The sequence below is a fragment of the Methylomicrobium lacus genome (genome assembly GCF_041897535.1).
In the GTDB taxonomy this organism is placed as follows: domain Bacteria; phylum Pseudomonadota; class Gammaproteobacteria; order Methylococcales; family Methylomonadaceae; genus Methylomicrobium; species Methylomicrobium lacus_A.
The window spans coordinates 4308926-4325983 of the sequence record NZ_CP169217.1 but is presented as its reverse complement, the minus strand read 5'-3'; the positions used below and the strand labels follow the sequence as shown (position 1 = coordinate 4325983).

At 53.2% G+C, this 17058-nt stretch carries 14 protein-coding genes; 7 read left to right on the top strand and 7 right to left on the bottom strand.

What is annotated here, in order from left to right:
* The first annotated feature begins 9 nt into the window (after positions 1–9).
* The 3 genes from ACEPPP_RS19330 to ACEPPP_RS19320 all read left to right on the top strand — a co-directional run bounded on the left by ACEPPP_RS19330 (position 10) and on the right by ACEPPP_RS19320 (position 4050).
* On the top strand, positions 10–657 hold the full coding sequence (locus ACEPPP_RS19330) for a VOC family protein (RefSeq protein WP_374088983.1): 648 nt from the start codon (positions 10–12) through the stop codon (positions 655–657).
* Between the two features lie 89 nt (positions 658–746).
* A complete protein-coding gene (locus ACEPPP_RS19325) occupies positions 747–2792 on the top strand; it encodes a sodium-translocating pyrophosphatase (protein WP_374088982.1) in 2046 nt (681 codons plus the stop codon).
* Positions 2793–3009: 217 nt separating this feature from the next.
* A complete protein-coding gene (locus tag ACEPPP_RS19320; protein ID WP_374088981.1) occupies positions 3010–4050 on the top strand; it encodes a DUF2278 family protein in 1041 nt (346 codons plus the stop codon).
* An 88-nt stretch (positions 4051–4138) separates the two neighbouring features.
* On the opposite strand, the gene ACEPPP_RS19315 is transcribed toward ACEPPP_RS19320, so the two are convergent.
* The 3 genes from ACEPPP_RS19315 to ACEPPP_RS19305 are packed head-to-tail and all read right to left on the bottom strand — an operon-like array spanning position 4139 to position 7965.
* Positions 4139–5536, bottom strand: coding sequence for a hypothetical protein (locus ACEPPP_RS19315; RefSeq protein ID WP_374088980.1), 1398 nt, complete (start codon positions 5534–5536; stop codon positions 4139–4141).
* 44 nt (positions 5537–5580) lie between these two features.
* The gene (locus tag ACEPPP_RS19310) at positions 5581–6717 is read right to left on the bottom strand and encodes a hypothetical protein (RefSeq protein ID WP_374088979.1); all 1137 of its coding nucleotides are present in this window, start codon (positions 6715–6717) and stop codon (positions 5581–5583) included.
* Positions 6718–6774: 57 nt separating this feature from the next.
* The gene (locus tag ACEPPP_RS19305) at positions 6775–7965 is read right to left on the bottom strand and encodes a hypothetical protein (protein ID WP_374088978.1); all 1191 of its coding nucleotides are present in this window, start codon (positions 7963–7965) and stop codon (positions 6775–6777) included.
* A gap of 374 nt (positions 7966–8339) precedes the next feature.
* Here ACEPPP_RS19305 and ACEPPP_RS19300 point away from each other — a divergent pair, with 374 nt between their 5' ends.
* Positions 8340–9392: an OmpA family protein gene (locus ACEPPP_RS19300; RefSeq protein ID WP_374088977.1), complete on the top strand. Its 1053-nt coding sequence runs from the start codon at positions 8340–8342 to the stop codon at positions 9390–9392.
* 157 nt (positions 9393–9549) lie between these two features.
* A complete protein-coding gene (locus ACEPPP_RS19295) occupies positions 9550–10668 on the top strand; it encodes an AI-2E family transporter (protein WP_374088976.1) in 1119 nt (372 codons plus the stop codon).
* Positions 10669–10796: 128 nt separating this feature from the next.
* Here ACEPPP_RS19295 and ACEPPP_RS19290 read toward each other — a convergent pair whose 3' ends face one another.
* Positions 10797–11069, bottom strand: a complete 273-nt coding sequence (locus tag ACEPPP_RS19290; RefSeq protein ID WP_374088975.1) for a hypothetical protein — start codon at positions 11067–11069, stop codon at positions 10797–10799.
* A gap of 174 nt (positions 11070–11243) precedes the next feature.
* On the opposite strand from ACEPPP_RS19290, the gene ACEPPP_RS19285 reads away from it, so the two are divergent.
* Complete coding sequence (locus ACEPPP_RS19285) at positions 11244–11672, top strand: Rap1a/Tai family immunity protein (protein ID WP_374088974.1); 429 nt, start codon at positions 11244–11246, stop codon at positions 11670–11672.
* Between the two features lie 20 nt (positions 11673–11692).
* Positions 11693–11962, top strand: a complete 270-nt coding sequence (locus ACEPPP_RS19280; protein ID WP_374088973.1) for a glycine zipper family protein — start codon at positions 11693–11695, stop codon at positions 11960–11962.
* 150 nt (positions 11963–12112) lie between these two features.
* On the opposite strand, the gene ACEPPP_RS19275 is transcribed toward ACEPPP_RS19280, so the two are convergent.
* From ACEPPP_RS19275 to ACEPPP_RS19265, 3 genes are all read right to left on the bottom strand, one after another.
* Complete coding sequence (locus ACEPPP_RS19275) at positions 12113–12406, bottom strand: hypothetical protein (RefSeq protein WP_374088972.1); 294 nt, start codon at positions 12404–12406, stop codon at positions 12113–12115.
* A gap of 38 nt (positions 12407–12444) precedes the next feature.
* On the bottom strand, positions 12445–13926 hold the full coding sequence (locus ACEPPP_RS19270; RefSeq protein WP_374088971.1) for an alpha-amylase family glycosyl hydrolase: 1482 nt from the start codon (positions 13924–13926) through the stop codon (positions 12445–12447).
* A gap of 114 nt (positions 13927–14040) precedes the next feature.
* Positions 14041–16782, bottom strand: coding sequence for a glucosidase (locus ACEPPP_RS19265; protein WP_374088970.1), 2742 nt, complete (start codon positions 16780–16782; stop codon positions 14041–14043).
* Positions 16783–17058 lie beyond the last annotated feature (276 nt).

The window sequence follows — 17058 nt, the reverse complement described above, 5'->3', positions numbered from 1 at the left end:
AGACACTCTATGCTTCGGTCGCACATCGATCACATAGTCATCACAGCCCCCTCCCTGGAAGTCGGCGTGGAATACGTCCGCCAGACGCTTGGGGTGATCCCGCAAGTCGGCGGCGAGCATCCTCGCATGGGCACGCACAACTCGGTGCTGAAATTGGGGGAAAAGCGCTACCTCGAAGTCATCGCGATCAATCCGAACGCGCTTCAGCCCGATCGGCCGCGTTGGTTTCGGCTAGACGACCCCGATGCGTCTGAACCCATTCGCCTAGCTACGTGGATAGCCCACACGAACGACATCCATGCAGCGGCAACGGCTTCGCCGATACCTTTGGGCGAGGTTGAGTCCATGAGCCGTGGTCAGATGAACTGGCTAATCACCCTACCCGCAGACGGCAGTCTGCCTCTGCAAGGGATTGCACCGACCCTGATCCAATGGCCCCCTGGCGTTCATCCGGCTGCCACGCTGCCGGAAAGCGGATGCACGCTTGTGCGCCTTGAGGGATTTCATCCGGAAGCCGAGAAAGTCGTCAGGATGCTTGAGTTCATTGGTTTTGAAGGTGCTTTTCGTGTCTCGCCGCTGCCACTCGATCAAAAGCCGTACCTGGTTGCCCATATCCAGACACCGAAGGGGGTACGGCAGCTGAGCGCCTCTTTTTAGCTCTATTCTGACTTACTGCAAAATGTGCATAGCCAAACAGAATTGGAGATGCCCGTTGTTCGTGAACATGCTCTTTGGCCAGGAACTCTATGCTTGACGACCTCTTTTCCTTTCTTTTGTCGGTGCACTGGATGATGTTCTTTGCTCCGGTTGCCGCTCTATGCGCGATTGTATACGGCTTTATTTCGATTCGGTGGATCAATAAACAACCGGCCGGTAACGAACAAATGCAGGCGATCGCCGCCGCCATACAGGAGGGAGCCAAGGCTTATTTATCGCGGCAATACCAGATCATCGCGCTGGTCGGCACGATTCTGCTCGCGATGATTGCATACTTTTTAAACTGGGAAACCGCGGGCGGCTTCTTTATAGGCGCGGCGCTTTCGGCTATGGCCGGCTTTATCGGCATGAATATTTCGCTGCGCGCGAATGTCCGTACCGCCCAGGCGGCCTATCAAGGCACCGATCAGGCCTTTTGGGTTGCGATCCGGGGCGGGTCCATCACCGGCATGCTGGTCGCCGGCCTCGGGCTTTTGGCCGTCAGCGGTTACTACGAAATCTTACGGCTTAGCGATGTACCTGATCCCTTGCACGCGATGACCGGGGTCGCTTTCGGGGCCTCTTTGATCGCCATATTTGCCCGCCTCGGCGGGGGTATTTTTACCAAAGGCGCCGATGTCGGCGCCGACCTGGTCGGCAAGGTAGAGGCCGGCATTCCCGAGGACGACCCGCGCAATCCGGCCGTTATCGCGGACAATGTCGGCGACAACGTCGGCGATTGCGCCGGCATGGGAGCGGATTTATTCGAATCATACACCGCTTCGCTGATCGCCACGATGATCCTGTCGAGCCTTTTGGTAACAGGAAATCACAATATCACCCTCTACCCGCTCGCATTAGTCGGCATCTCGATCCTGACCTCGATCATCGGCATCTTTTATATCAAGATAGGCCGCGACGGCAACATCATCTATGCACTGTACCGGGGGATGATCGTCTGTGCCGTTTTGACGGCATTGATCTATTACCCGGTCACAGAGTGGCTGCTCGGCGAGACGCTGATTATCCAGGGCAAGATCGTGCCGTCGATCAACCTGTTCTATGCGGCATTGGTCGGTCTGGGCTTGATGGGCGCCTTAATGCCGGTGACCGTTTACTATACGTCCAGCGCCTATGCCCCAGTCCGTTACATTGCCAAAGCATCGACGACCGGTCATGGCACGAATGTGATTGCAGGGCTCAGCGTGTCGATGAAAGCCACGGCGGCGCCGGTGATGCTGATTTGCGCGAGCATGTGGCTAACCTATCAACTCGCCGGTTTGTTCGGCATTGCGATTGCTTCGGTCGGCATGTTGTCGTTGACCGGTCTGATCGTCGCGATGGATGCCTACGGACCGATTACCGACAATGCGGGCGGCATCGCCGAAATGGCAAAACTGCCCCCGGAAATCCGCAAGATTACCGATGCCCTGGATGCGATCGGCAACACCACGAAAGCGGTGACCAAGGGGGCCGACATGGGTTCTGCCGGGCTTGCGGCGCTGGTGCTGTTTTCCGACTATACCACTCAACTGGGCGGGCTGGTTTGCGACCTCGGCGATATCAGAGTCATTATCGGCTTGTTGCTCGGAGCCCTGATTCCCTATGTGTTCGCCGCACTGGCCATGGAAGCCGTCGGCAAGGCCGCCGGCGATATTGTCGATGAAGTCCGCCGTCAATTTAAGGAAATTCCCGGAATCATGAACAATACAGCCAAGCCGGATTATTCCCGAGCGGTCGATATACTGACCATTTCGGCGCTCAAAAAAATGTGGGTTCCGTCTTTATTACCGGTTGGCGTTCCGATCCTCGTGGGATTTACCCTGGGTAAAGAGGCTTTGGGTGGCGTACTGATCGGAGCCATTGTTTCCGGTCTGTATCTTGCGATCTCGATGACCGTGGGGGGAGGCGCTTTCGACAACGCCAAAAAATATATCGAGGCGGGGCACTATGGCGGCAAAGGTTCCCCCGCGCATAAGGCCTCGATCACCGGCGATACCGTCGGCGATCCCTATAAGGATACGGCCGGTCCCGCCGTCAATATCAATATTAAAATGATCAATATCGTGGCCTTGCTGATTGCGCCGTTGCTGTGAGATAAGCTTCGTTCGCCATCAGGTCGTCATTCCGGCAGGAACCATCGGCCTCGGAAACTCGAATTGAACCAAAACCACGTGAGGCAGTCACTTTAAACGTCCCGCCCAGTGGTTTTGTGATCCCTGAGCAAGCGGATCAAGAAAAATCAGGCAGCTTTGAACATCAGTTTTTTAAGCATTCCTCTCCCGCAAAGAACACATCCCTTTAGGAGGCATCATGCCACTCAAACACTACGGCGTTCTTAAAGGCAAGGCGATCAATAAAATCATCGGCCAGGGTTCGAGTCCGCATTATCAAGTGCATCTGATCGACAATACGGCCGACTATCGTATCGCCGTTAACGTCAAATCGAACCTTGCTCCGTCGGAACTTCTGTACCTGGTCATCGATGACTTTAAACATCCGATCCTGGACAAGTTAAAAACCCTCGAAAGCGGTTTTACGCCGCTGGAGAGCGCGCCGAACCAACTGGCGCTCGATTATATCCGCGGCAACCTGTTCGATCCGAGTCGGTTGCGCCCCTTACCGCATAATATTCCGGGAGCGGATAACGACCTGAACGAAAAAATAGATGCCTATGTGCTGCGCGCGATCGGCGACGAAAGGGCAAGCATCTACGCTTTCGGCGAACGCTGGGGACCGGAAAACGGGACGAAAGACAAATATTTCGGTTTCCTGCCCGGCAACGGCATCCATGATATCCACATGAATCAAGCCAATGTGGCGCCATTCGTCAAAGATGACGGCGTTTGGCAGGACGGCGGGCTGCTTTTTCATTTTCCGGGTATCGATCAGATGGAAACCGGCGGCACGGAGGTTTGGCCGGAACAGTGGGTCGCCGTGTTCCTGGCCTTTCAGTCGCAGTGCTGGCATTCCGACGATCGAACCGGCCATCGCCTCCCTGAATGCGATGCGATCATTCCTCCGAAGATAGAATCCGGCGTCCAAATCGTGGCGGCATTGGTCAATCCGGAAGGCGACGATGCCGGCCATGAAACGGTGACGCTGATCAATCTCTCGCCCAGGATGATCGATTTAACCGGCTGGTTTATCGCGGATAAAAACAAGAACCGATCGCAAATTACGGATCTATTGCTGAGTCCCGGAGCCACCGGCGTGGTGAAACTGGATGGACTGGGCGCGCAGCTCGGTAACAGCGGCGGCATTATTACCCTGCTTAACCCCGCCGGGATCAAATACCACGGTGTGTCCTATACCCAAGAACAGGTACGCAGCGGCTGGACGGTCCTGTTTTAAAACTCGCTTCCTAACACTCTGCACTGGACCTGCCAGGTTTAAAAAACCTGACAGGTCTTCAGCCGAGAAATGATTTCCAGTGAAGTCTTCAAGCAAATTTCTTCTTCAACTTCCAAAAAACAACCGCGGTAGTCAGGCCCATCGCGCAAGCGGAACCTATCAATATCAGGCCCAGAAACAAAGTTTGCCTGAACGTATAGTCCACCAATGCCTTGCCGCTGGTCTGTGCTTGCCCGACCGCCCCGCCCAATCGCTCCGACAGACGGTCAATCTGGCCGGAAGCCAGGGTCTGGTCGAAAGCTTGCAGCAACCTCATCAAGTCTTGCGCGGTGGCATTGATCTGCGCTGCCGCCGCCGTGTAATCGTTGATCCGAAAGGGTTCGGCGTTTGGCTTCGATGGGCTGGCATGGAGTTGCCTAACCACTTCTTGAAAGGACTTCAGGGTGGCAGTTGACGCATCGGACATCTGCTTGCCTGCGTCCAGTGCTTTTTCGGTCTGTCCGGCGAGACTGGCAAGCCCCGGTTGGTGCTTGTCCAGGGCTTGGACGATCTGTTCGCGCTCGGCGCTGATGAATCCCGGCAGACTCTCTGCGGTCTGGCTGAAGCGGTCTGCCGATGCGGACAGTTGACTGGCATTGGCCAGCAGTTTTTCCATCTGCGGCATCTCCGCCGTCTGTAATACCAGCAATTCGGTTTCCCAGCGGATCAGGGCCGGCATGTGCCGGGCCAGAAACAAGCCCCGTTCCGCGAACAGCCGGGTGTTGGCCAGTTCGCGCGTGGCAGGGTCAAGCCCCATCAAGGGGTCGATCGAGAGCAGATTGAAAACACTGCTGGTTATGCCTGTGCGGGAACTTCGATGACTCTGCGCGACTTCGGACGCAAAGCTAAGCGACCCGAGATCACTCGGTGAACGCGCATTCGGGTGTTGTTCGTGCCAAATTTTGATCGCGGCGCGCAGTTCCGCGAGCTGTTCTTTTTTTAGCGTCGTCGCAGCGATCCGCCACATCTCCTCCTCGATCTCTTGCGAGGCGCGCAAATAAGGTTTGGCGGATTCGCCGTAAAATTTGGGTATCCAATAATCCTCGACATTCATCCGGTTCAAGCTGGCCAGGATGGTCATGTCGAGGAGGTTGGCATAGGTATTGGCTCCGGTGACAATGGCCAATATATCATTGGTGACGCTGATACGGCGCCTCAAAAGAGTACGCCTTCGGGTGCCCTTATCATCTTCCCGCTGCAACTTGCTGATGGCGAGATTGAGTGTTTCGATAGAATTGTCGGCAATACGGAGCAGTTGGGATTGCAGTTCGACCGGATCGGATACCTCGTTTTCCTGAAACAGGGAGCGGATACCCTTCTCTGGCAACTCCAGGGTCGTTTTGAGCAAATTGCAGCCGCTCACACCCAAGACCAAGGCGAGCAGCAGAAAGACTTTCGGCCCCCAACGATGGGCATCCGGACAGGAAGGCTGACACAGTGCTAGCATAACTCCCCCCCAATTATTCTCCTCGGCATATCCGGTTGCACGACTCAATTCCCCTGAATCGTGACCACCGGCGGCTGGGCTTTCTCTCCTGTTTCCGCCAGTGTCATGATGATCATCAGGAAGGTAAAGACGCCCTTTGACCTGTAATCGCGGTCGTCGATCCAATAACAATAGTCGCGATATTTAACCGTGGCAAAGGCATCAGCCGGGCATGAGGTTTCCGCATGAATCTTGATCAAGGGCGGCAGCGACTGGGTTCCTGCCGGCTCCACGATCTCAGGATAAGTACGGCCTTCCGCAATGTGCTCGGGCGGCACTTCGACATTCGAACCCAATAGATTCAAGATTTGGAATCCGGAACGGGTCTGGATGGCTATCGTGTCATCTTTTCCGGACACATTGCCGCTGACGACCTTAAACTCTTGCAGATCCGGCCGCAACCCTAACAACTTCCTAACCAGGTCTCGATCGGCCTGGTATTCGGGTGGAAGCTCCTTCTGACTGATGACCATTACCGTACCCTCCTGCTTCGATTCCTTGGACACTTCCACCCGCAATCCGAGAATGCCCGAGCCCTGGAGACGCTGCAAGGCCGCCAACAGCCTGACGAAATCGGGTTCTGCCGCATGTCCTCGCGCTCCGCCCTTGCGATTCGAAATACCGTTGATCGATTGCGCACCAATCTGCAAAAGCATGTCTATTGGCCAGCCTTCCTGAGAAAGCCTTAATAAGTTCGGAGGCGGAACCGGCGTGATCATGACCTGAAGAAAATGGGCGCCGGTCAGCGGCGTATAGGTGATTGTCGGACGATCGGTGTAGGTTGCCGCGGACCCCAGGTTCAGGATATCGCCCACTACGCTTGCGCTATTGAGCGATGCCCCCACCGTCACGGCCCCTTGTAACTGGTAGCCGCTAATGATCTGTCCCACGTCCAGAAACACCGGCGTATCGGCATAGCGCATCTTGACGATATTGAGCAGGGTTTGCTGTTTCCAGGAACTCGAAATCGCGTTGACGTAATCGAAACGGTCACGATCCAGGCTTGGCGGGCCAAAGCTGCTACATCCGGGCAGACCGAGAACGATGTCCGCTAAAAGGAACAGGCGGCTGACCTCGACCCAAGCGCGGGCAGCATGCCGGTATTTCAAAGGGCGTTTTAAAAGGCTGCGAGACCAAGCCATGCTAATACCCTCCAACTTCGGGGTTGCCGATCCGGTACTTTTTATGCTTTTTCCTGATCATAACAAAATCCCCACCAGCCGCTTAAGCAGATCTTCCAGGGAAATCAACGTCAATGTCAGTGGCAACAACGGCGCCAGCACCGAGATGACGGTTTGTAGTACAGCGGATTTACTGAATGGGAACGGCCGCATCGTCTGTACGACCTCAAAGCTGCCTGCCATGTCGTTCAGGGATTGAATGTCCCCGCTGCCGACCAGGGGTTCATCCAGCGGGGCGCCGCCGCGCAGCCATTTATCGTCAAATTCACGGACGTAGCGGTTCGCCAGCGCGCCATACTCAAGCAAGCCCTGGCGTTTGGCTTGCGCCAGGCGGGGAGCGAACACGCACAGGGGGCCGAGTACGAGCAGCAACACAAAAACTACGGCAGCTACGATTTCGGGTTTAAAGTCCAACAATGTCTTTCCCTCATAAAAAATGTAGTTGGCGATCAGGCCTGCCAGCAAAGCGCCTTGGGACAGCAGTAACGGCACGAATGCCGCCGCGCTTCCGCCGAGAAAGCCGAGCCCCGCAGCACGGTCGGGATGGGTCGGCACGAGATGTAAATCCAGCCGGGAAACCTTCCACAGAAACCTCGCCCAGATGAAAATGCGAAAAAACCAGCGCGCTAAGAGGAATTGATAAATCGGAATGCTGACAAAGGCGTACCAATACCCTGCCAGGGAATAGTGGCGATGCCCATCCACGATGGCCGCATACCAGGTGGCCGATGTCAGCGCCATCTGGCTTGACCAGAGATAATGCATACCCGTCCATACCAGGACAATCAGCAATACTTCAATCAACACCGAATTGCGCAGACGCATCGTCGAGTCGATCAGGACTTCGAACTCCGGAATGGAGCGTGCCGGAACGATTCCGCGCTCGATAAATTGCCTGACGACCAGTCTGATTCGCTGGTGGACCACGAGTTCCGCGACCAGCAGCAACGGCAAGGCCAGCAGAAAGCGGACATGTACATCCACGTCATAAAGAAAAGGGACTTTAATCGCGCCGCCCAGCGCCTCGCCGGTCAACACCGAAAGCAACAGCAACGGCAACCAGGTGAATAGGGAAAAGAAAATCAATCGGCGCTTGGCTAAACCTAGGGTATCGGTGGTTAGTCCTGCGTGCATAAAAAGCTGGAAGAGTGGGCCGCCCAATACCAGGGAAAAATCTTCAGGCTGTTTTTTGTCGGCTGAATCGTTCATAGGATTGTAAATATCAAAAAGCCGGAATCATTCGGAGAATTCACTGTTGCCATGGTAATCCCCCATTATTAATGGTCATCAAAAGTCTAGACCGCAATCTCATAATTAGTTAAGCAACAAGTCATTTAAGTTTCTTAGGCAAGAAGCGCTTTAAATTGCTTTTCAGTTTATTGGAAAGGGCTGACTTCTCTTTGTAATCCCATGAGTTTCCCAAAAGACTCAAAATAATCAATAGGTAGTTTTACTAAGTTTTTAAATGAGGCGTTTTTTGTTAACATAGACTTTTGCCGAAAGAATTAGCCAATATTTGTCCATTTCCCCCTAAACAGAGGAAATTTTATATCTTGGCTAGGCGCTTAACAGGAGAGAGTTTTATGCGAAAAAATTACGTTCTGGCTGCTGCCTCACTATCGGCAATGAGCTGTTTGTCAATGGTTCAAGCCGACGAGTATCAAGATGATCGATGGTATATCGCACCTTTTGGGACCTTTATCAATTCCGGCGGCGATCGGGGGGCTGATGATGGTTGGGGCGGAGGCATGGGACTCGGTAAAATGCTTGACGAACATTTCAATGTCGAAGCGAGAGGTTTTTACCAAGGTTTTGGCGGCGATTCGGGCAACTGGGATCTGACCGGCGGTTCCGCAGATCTGCAATATTACCTTTTTCGCGACACCTTCTCGCCTTATGCCGTTTTAGGCTTAGGCGCAATGAATACCAGCCACGGCGGTGATAGCGGCGTAGGCTTCATCGGTGAAGCGGGCGTTGGTATTACCTACGAAGTGATGGATAATTTTATGCTGCGTAGCGATGTTCGCTATCGTTACAACAACAATTTTAATGCGCAAGTCCAGCCAGGCACGGATGAGTTTCATGACATGACCGTCAATGTCGGTTTCGTCATTCCGTTTGGCGAAAAACCGGCTCCTGCGGTTGTTGCCAAGGCCGAGCCCCTTGCTCCGGAACCTACGCCCGTCGTGGCGGATTGCTCGACTCTCGATGGAGACAACGACGGTGTCAACGATTGTGATGACAGATGCCCGAACTCTTTGAGCGACATTCATGTTGGCAAATACGGCTGCTGGATAGTCGACGTGAAATTCGACAACGATAAAGACATCATTAAACCCCAATATTATCCGAATCTTGACAGCGTCGCCGAGGCGATCAAAAAGCATCCTGATACCATGGTTGAAGTACAGGGCCATACCAGTAAAACCGGATCTTACGAACACAATATGGACCTGTCCGAACGCCGAGCAAAAGCGGTTAAGGATTATCTGGTCGGCAGCCACCACCTGCCCAATGTAACCTCGCGCGGTTATGGCTGGACGCAACCCATCGACACTAACGATACCGAAGAAGGCCGCGCCAATAACCGGCGCGTGCAATTGGAGGTTGAGGGCAAACCGCAAGCCGAGCATTAACCCCGCATAAGGGCTCGATGTAGGGTTTACAAGGCAGGAATAGTTAGCACTTTCCTGCCTTTTTTTCTTGTTATTGCGCTCACGAAAAGGTTGTTCAACTCTCACCCCATGGCGTTTAAATGACCTGTTTTGCTGATTGAGAAATGGAGAAACGCTGATGAACAACGAACACGAGGTGTTACCCAATAAAACGTTGGAAAAGCTGATCTCGCACAAAGTGCTTGATTTATTCATCCGTGCCGGATTGATCAGTTTTTTAGTGGTTTATTGCTATCAAATATTCAAACCGTTTTTCGGCTTGATGTTATGGTCGGTAATTTTGGCCGTGGCCCTGTATCCCCTTCATACCATGATCGCCCGCAAGATGGGGGGTAAAGAGGGGCGCGCCGCAACGGCCTTGGTGCTGGTGATATTGTTGAGCGTATTAATCCCCACCACGTTATTGGCCATTTCCTTCGCGGATTCAACGACCGGTTTGGTGAAACAAATCCAGAGCGGAACATTGCAAGTACCCGCGCCCAATGAATCTGTCGCCGGATGGCCGCTGGTGGGAAAACAGTTATATGCGCTATGGTCGTCAGCGCATTCGGACCTGGGCGCCGTGGTAACGAAATACGAACCCAAAATTGCCGTAGTCACCAAACAAGTTCTGGGCTATGCGGCCAGCGCCGGCACCGGCGTTTTGATGTTTTTGGTTGCCTTGGTGCTTGCCGGGATCTGGATGGCCTACGGTACATCGGGCCATGCAGCGGCCAAGGCCATTGCCAAGCGGATGACAGGAGATAAGGAAGGAGAAGCCTTAGTCGCGCTTTCGACCTCGACCATCCGTGCCGTGGCGCAAGGCGTCATCGGCATCGCCTGCATTCAAGCCCTTTTACTGGGGGCTGGATTTATCCTGGTAGGTATTCCCGCCGCCGGAATTTTGGCCTTATTGGTCTTGGTGTTAGGCATCATGCAAATCCCTGCCGCCCTGGTCGCACTGCCGACGATCGTCTATGTGTTATCCACCCATGAATCGACTCCGGTGGCGATCATGTTTACTGTTTATACCCTGGTTGCCGGTATGGCGGACAATATCCTCAAACCCTTGATGTTAGGCCGTGGCGTAAATGCCCCCATGCCGGTGATTTTATTGGGCGCACTAGGCGGCATGGCGACCGGCGGCATTATCGGTTTGTTTCTGGGCTCGGTAATGCTGGCCTTGGGTTACCAATTGTTTATGGCCTGGGTGTATCGTGAAAATGAAGAGGAGGATGCCAGGGAGGGTACCGGCTAAGACCTTGAGCTAGACCATCAAAAGTGGACGCCATCGGCTAGCTCTGTAACCGGTACGTCCATGAGTAAAGGCAGCGGACGAAAGGTATCCGAGTTTCGAAGCCGTCTTTGCCGGTTATAAAATATTTCTCATCTTAAACACTCGGAGTCATAACGCTGCTGTAAAGCAAATTTGCGTTGCGGTTTACCCTTCAAGGCATTAATTTTCTTTCTCAGCTCCTGACAGTGATTCGATGACTGCTTCTCGGAAGACTGATAATTTTCGTCATGCATCCAAGAAGATTCTTCGGCAGCCTCTTTATAAAAACGCGAAGAATCCAATTTGAGATCAAGCGGTTTTTTTTCAGCATTGCCAACCAATGGCGGCAGAAGAATTAACAAGAATAATGACCAATTTCTCATTGTTATGCCTCGGATTTAAATAGAGATTGAAAAACGCTGCCAAAATTTATCACCTTCAGCGCCTGCTTTACAAGATAATTTACCGTGAAATTTGCCAGAGGCTGATTTTCGATAAAGTGAAATTGCCATCACAATGCATTTAAAAGAAACTTTAGTTTTTGTGGAGAATCTATCTTGCATAAGAACCAAAATACCTTACCTGAGGATATTTTACTTATGAAACTAAAACATCTAATTTCCCTGTTATTGCTTGCTTTATTGGCTAATGGCTCTGCGACAGCTGGCGTTACGGATCAGGACTTCGTAGCCCAGAAGACACAAAACTTAATCAACCTCTGCGCGGCATCGCCGCAAGACCCCCATTATCGGGAAGCCATCCATTTTTGCCATGGTTATTTAGTCGGAGCCTATCAATACTATCTAGCCCAGACAGCAGATAAACAGGAACTGAAGATGTTCTGTGTTCCAGACCCTAAGCCATCTCGCAACGAGACAATTGCCCTGTTTATTTCATGGGCGCAGAAACACCCCGAATACATGAACGATATCCCGGTCGAAACCGAATTCAGATTTTTAACCGAAAAATACCCATGTAAAAAATAAAATAAAGAGGATTGCACAACATGAAAATATTTTCGATTTTAGTCATAGCAATATGGGCCATTACCCATTTGTCAGGTTGCGCCGGCATGTCGGATACTCAGCAACGCACTGTAACCGGAGGCTTGGGCGGTGCGGCAGGAGGAGCGATCATTGGTGCGATCGCAGGCAATGCCGGCATGGGAGCTGCCATCGGAGCAGGCGCTGGCGTCGTGGGTGGGTATTTGTATGGCAAACACAAAGAATCCGAACAACGCGCGTACGAACAAGGGCGAAGGGATGCACAACGCTAATCTTATTAAACCCAAGCGGTGTGCAACCCGGAGTATCGTCGTCCATAGTCTCCACCTGAAAGTTAAGCGGACACCATCCTGCACACTTTGACTGGCTCAAAAACAAGTTTACCTGTCCCCTACAGACATTCAGCTGCAGTTAAATCCGAATCAGTCTATTTTGGAGCCCCGCGCGGATTCGCGGGTTTTTTGTTTGACATCACGTTTTTCTTGCCGACATTCCGGCCCACTCGCACCGGCATCGCGGCATCGATCTTTGACCTCCCTTGCAACGTCTCGACCTTCCTGCCTTATGTCCTGCTCTCCCTGCCTGTCATCCCGGCGATCATCCCGCCTTTCCATGCCAGCCGTTTCGGAATAAGTCGGCGCAGACCAAATCAGCGCTCCGACTGCAGCAAAAACCAAGGCTAAGTTGCCAACCTGAAAACAAGTCTTTCGATTCATAACATCTCTCCTGTGCTTGATCCGCAGGATTAAGTCCGTTATCCCTTTCGGATCAATTCAAATACGCCATAACCCCATGGCGGTAAGTCCAGATAAAGGCCGGGCGAAAGCAGGCTATCACCACTGCGATCATAACTGTCCGAGCCCATTAAATTTTTAAGCTCATAGACGCAACCATCGGCATTTGGCAAAGGTAACGGGAGATAACACTGGCTCTGGTTCGGCGCGTAGTTAACCGCAACGATCGCTTGTTGCCCATCCTGGCCTCGCCAAGCAAAGGCAATCAGGCACTCCGATGTCCAATTGCCCTCCCATGCCCGTTTGCATTCCAGCAACTGCCAAACCCCATTGCGGAACACATCCAGCCGCAAAGCATCGAGGAGATGACGATAAAATTCCTGCAATTCCGTATCGGTGGGTTGTTCCTGACCTCGACAGAGGTGGACCGAAATTTTCTTCGGCCATCCTTGCAATTGCCCCTCATGAAAGAAGCGCAGGCCGGGGTTGAAATAGGTCAAGACGGCGGCGGCTTGATGGACGTGCGCCGGAAAGGTCGCGGCGGCACGGGGTTCATCGTGGTTCTCTAAAAAACGGGCGGACTTTTTCTGGTAATCCATGTCCGCCCAGAAATGTAGCCGCACAGGTCCGGCCTGCTTCCCGCGCAAGCGGTCGTATAACCGCTTGTCGTAGGTGTAATCGAAGCCTTGCTGTTGCAGCGTCCATTCCATATCCCAGTAAACCTCAGCCATGAATACGAAATCCGGATGTTCTTCCCGCACCTTCCGGGTAGCCGTAGGCCAAAAAGGTTCAGCGGCGATGCCCCAGGTGCGTTCAAAGATGTCCGGTAATGCCAGCATCGCCATGTCGCAGCGCAGACCGTCGCAGCTTTGGGCAATTTTTAACAACTCATCGATTTGCGCGAGCTGAAAGGCTGGGTTGCCGTAATTGAGCTGCAGGGTATCCGGCCAGCCGTCAAAATACGGGTCGCGGCCGAATGCCAAAATAGCCGGCCCTTGGGTCAAGTCCAATTTGACATAGTTTTGCGGCTGCCCGATAAGTTGCTCTTCCGTGCCGGAAACATAATACTCCGGGTGCGCCTGCACCCAGGGATGGTCCGGCGCGGTATGGTTGGGCACAAAATCCAGCATCAATTTGAGGCCCCGTTGGTGCAGGCGGCCGCGCAGGCGTGCCAATGCTTCCGGCTCCCCCAATAAATTGTTGAGGGTATAAGCGGTTACCGCAAAGCCGGAACCGCAGATATCGTTTTCCCGCAAGTCCGGTAAAAGCTCCCGGTATTCGGCGAGCCATTGCGGATTGGAACGGGAGACCTTGCGCCCTGCTTCTCCGGTTTGCCAGACGCTGAGGCAGTAAAGCCAGTCAAAGCCCAGATTCGCCAGTTGATCCAGTTCGGCATCGGGAATGTCGTCCAGCGTCGCCGGGCGGCCGATTTGGCGTGACAATCGATTGAGCCAGACACGCGTATTGATTTGATAAAGGGAAGGATAGAGGACACTATTCATGATTTCCCCCTCAATGAAATCGGTAAAATTTTAGCGGTGCAGGATGCTGCGTTTTGGGGACGCCTGCCAACAATCAACATGACTGGCCCGGCCTCCGCCTTCAAAACTTCATCATCACTTGCCAACCGTCTTCTTTATTGCCGCCATCTCGGCATCCGGACCGGTCACGACTTCTTTCGTTATATCGCCCATGCCTTGAATGACGCGAGCGATGCAACCCGTCCAACCGGTCTGGTGACTGGCGCCGATGCCGGCTCCATTGTCGCCGTGGAAATATTCGTAGAACAGAACCAGGTCCTTCCAATAAGGGTCTGTTTGGAATTTTTCGCATCCCCCATAGACCGGTCGATGGCCATCGCCATTGCGGAGGAAAATGTTGGTCAGGCGTCTACTCAGTTCCTGCGCCACCTCAAACAGGGTCATGTACTGTCCCGAGCCGGTCGGACATTCCACCGTAAATGCATCGCCATAGTAGGCATAGAGCCGTATCAATGCAACGTGGAGCAAGAAATTAACGGGCATCCAGACCGGCCCCCGCCAATTGGAGTTGCCGCCGAACATGCCGGTATTCGAATCTCCCGGCAGGTAATCCACGCGGAACTCCTGACCCGCGTAATGAAACACAAACGGATGCTCCAGGTGATGGCGGGACAGCGAGCGGATGCCATAAGGGCTGAAGAACTCGTTTTCATCCAGCATTTTGGCGAGCACCCGGCGCAATTTCTGCTCGTTGAACACCGACAGCATGCGCCTACCCGCTATGCCAGGCTGACTGGGCAGGTGCATATTCGTCAAGAGTTCGGGGTGGCGGCGGTAAAAGACTTGGGCATGCTGGACGAAGTTGGGCAAGTGCTTAAAGTCCGCTTCTTCAAACAGAGCCACGGCCGCCAGAGGCAGCAGCCCCACCATCGAGCGCACCTTCAAACGCATCGCCGTGCCATCCGGCAGGCGCAGGACATCGTAAAAGAAACCGTCCTCCTCATCCCACATTTCATCCCGATGCTCGCCCAGACGGTCCATCGCCCCGGCAATCCACATCGTATGCTCGAAAAATTTGCTGACGAATTCTTCGTACAGGGTGTCGTGAACCGCCAGTTCGACGGCAATCCTGAGCATCTGCTGACTGAAAAAGATCATCCAGGCGGTGCCGTCCGCCTGCTCCAGGTAGCCCCCGGTGGGCAAGGGCGAACTGCGGTCGAATACCCCGATGTTATCCAGCCCCAGGAAGCCGCCTTCAAAGACATTGTTACCGTTCCTATCCTTGCGGTTGATCCACCAGGTGAAGTTGACCAGCAGTTTCGAAAAGGCATACTTCAGAAAGTCGATATCGCCCTTGCCGTCATTGCGCGCCTTGTCCATCAGATAGATTTGCATGGTGGCGAAAGCATGCACGGGTGGATTCACGTCGCCAAAATTCCACTCATACGCCGGGATTTGCCCGTTCGGGTGCAGGTAGTCGTTACGCAGCATCAAATCCAACTGCGATTTGGCAAAGTCCGAGTCCACAATCGACAACGGCATCATATGGAACGCCAGGTCCCAGGCCGCAAACCAGGGGTATTCCCACTTGTCCGGCATCGAGATGATGTCATCGCAGTAAGCGTGGTACCATTCGCCGTTGCGAATCCGCTGACGTTCTTCCGCTCCGGACCACGGGGTGACGTTGTGTTCCTCCAGCCATTTGTCCACGCCATAGTAGAAATATTGCTTCGACCACAACATGCCGGCGAGCGCTTGGCGCATCAGATTGGCCCGATCCGGATCGGTTTCCTCGATGACCGTTGGAATAACTTCGTGATAAAAGGCATCGGCTTCCTGCAAGCGCGTTTGGAAAACGTTATCGAAACCCGCGAACGGCGTTTCCAACTGGGCCGGTGCTTTACGGGTCAGGCGCAGCCGAACCACTTGCGTTTCCCCGACACCCACGGTCAATTGATAGTGCGAGGAGACCTTTGTCCCGATCTGAGCCGAATTGACCGCATCCTGCTGTCCGTGCAAGAGATAATTGTTGATGCCATCCTTCACGCAAGGACCGGCATTCTGGCCTGCAAAGAGGCGGGCATTGTTGGTTTCATTCTCGGTAAACAACAGCGGTATATTGCCATCGCAGTAGAGATAGTAGTCGTCCAGGAATTCCTGAAAGAACGGGTCGGTATGACGAGCATGCACGATGCTGCGATCGGCATTACCGAACTGTTGCAGTACCGGTTTGCTGCCGCCGTCCGACCAAGACCAGGTATTGCGGAACCAGAGCGTCGGCAACAGATGCAGGGACGCCGCTTCCGGGCCACGGTTGGCGACGCTGATTTTGATCAGTATATCCTCGGCATCCCCTTTGGCATATTCGACAAACACATCGAAATAGCGGTCTTCGTCAAAAATGCCGGTATCCAGAAGCTCATATTCCAACTCATTCCGGCTCCGCTGCCGGTTGGTTCTGATCAGATCTTCATAGGGATAAGCCGCCTGCGGATACTTGTACAGATATTTCATGTAGGAATGGGTGGGCGTACTGTCGAGGTAGAAGTAATACTCCTTCACATCCTCGCCATGATTGCCCTCGCTGTTGGTCAGGCCGAACAGCCGTTCCTTCAGGATGGGGTCTTTGCCGTTCCATAATGCCAGAGCAAAGCAAAGAATTTGATGGTCGTCCGAAATACCGCCCAAGCCGTCCTCTCCCCAGCGATAGGCGCGTGAGCGCGCCTGATCGTGCGTAAAATAATTCCAGGCGTCGCCATTAGAGCTATAGTCTTCCCGCACGGTACCCCACTGGCGCTCGCTCAGATAGGGCCCCCATTTTTTCCAGGGAATATTGCTATTGCGAGCTTCTTGTAGCCTAATTTGCTCCAGTGTCATAGCTTACTCCTGTGGGCTTTGGTAATCATTCATATACGCCATTCATGGGTTGTCAGAAGACAGATTCGTTAGTCTTAAGACGAAACGCCAGCATTGTATTCCTGTATAAAGAAGTCTCGCTATTGGACTTTAGGCCAAATTGACTTTAAGAAACAGCGCAAAATTTCTGGTCAGAAGCACTTAAAAGAAATTGCAGCTTTTGGACTGGATTAATGCTGTCGCTTTGATAACATGATGCCGTACAGCCATAAAACGAATCTGTGTGTAAAACCCTCA

What these genes read in the sequence shown, in the direction of transcription:
- ACEPPP_RS19330 (WP_374088983.1), top strand. Translation starts at nt 10, where the DNA reads ATGCTTCGGTCGCACATCGATCACATAGTCATCACAGCCCCCTCCCTG.
- ACEPPP_RS19325 (WP_374088982.1), top strand. Translation starts at nt 747, where the DNA reads ATGCTTGACGACCTCTTTTCCTTTCTTTTGTCGGTGCACTGGATGATG.
- ACEPPP_RS19320 (WP_374088981.1), top strand. Translation starts at nt 3,010, where the DNA reads ATGCCACTCAAACACTACGGCGTTCTTAAAGGCAAGGCGATCAATAAA.
- ACEPPP_RS19315 (WP_374088980.1), bottom strand. Translation starts at nt 5,536, where the DNA reads ATGCTAGCACTGTGTCAGCCTTCCTGTCCGGATGCCCATCGTTGGGGG.
- ACEPPP_RS19310 (WP_374088979.1), bottom strand. Translation starts at nt 6,717, where the DNA reads ATGGCTTGGTCTCGCAGCCTTTTAAAACGCCCTTTGAAATACCGGCAT.
- ACEPPP_RS19305 (WP_374088978.1), bottom strand. Translation starts at nt 7,965, where the DNA reads ATGAACGATTCAGCCGACAAAAAACAGCCTGAAGATTTTTCCCTGGTA.
- ACEPPP_RS19300 (WP_374088977.1), top strand. Translation starts at nt 8,340, where the DNA reads ATGCGAAAAAATTACGTTCTGGCTGCTGCCTCACTATCGGCAATGAGC.
- ACEPPP_RS19295 (WP_374088976.1), top strand. Translation starts at nt 9,550, where the DNA reads ATGAACAACGAACACGAGGTGTTACCCAATAAAACGTTGGAAAAGCTG.
- ACEPPP_RS19290 (WP_374088975.1), bottom strand. Translation starts at nt 11,069, where the DNA reads ATGAGAAATTGGTCATTATTCTTGTTAATTCTTCTGCCGCCATTGGTT.
- ACEPPP_RS19280 (WP_374088973.1), top strand. Translation starts at nt 11,693, where the DNA reads ATGAAAATATTTTCGATTTTAGTCATAGCAATATGGGCCATTACCCAT.
- ACEPPP_RS19275 (WP_374088972.1), bottom strand. Translation starts at nt 12,406, where the DNA reads ATGAATCGAAAGACTTGTTTTCAGGTTGGCAACTTAGCCTTGGTTTTT.
- ACEPPP_RS19270 (WP_374088971.1), bottom strand. Translation starts at nt 13,926, where the DNA reads ATGAATAGTGTCCTCTATCCTTCCCTTTATCAAATCAATACGCGTGTC.
- ACEPPP_RS19265 (WP_374088970.1), bottom strand. Translation starts at nt 16,782, where the DNA reads ATGACACTGGAGCAAATTAGGCTACAAGAAGCTCGCAATAGCAATATT.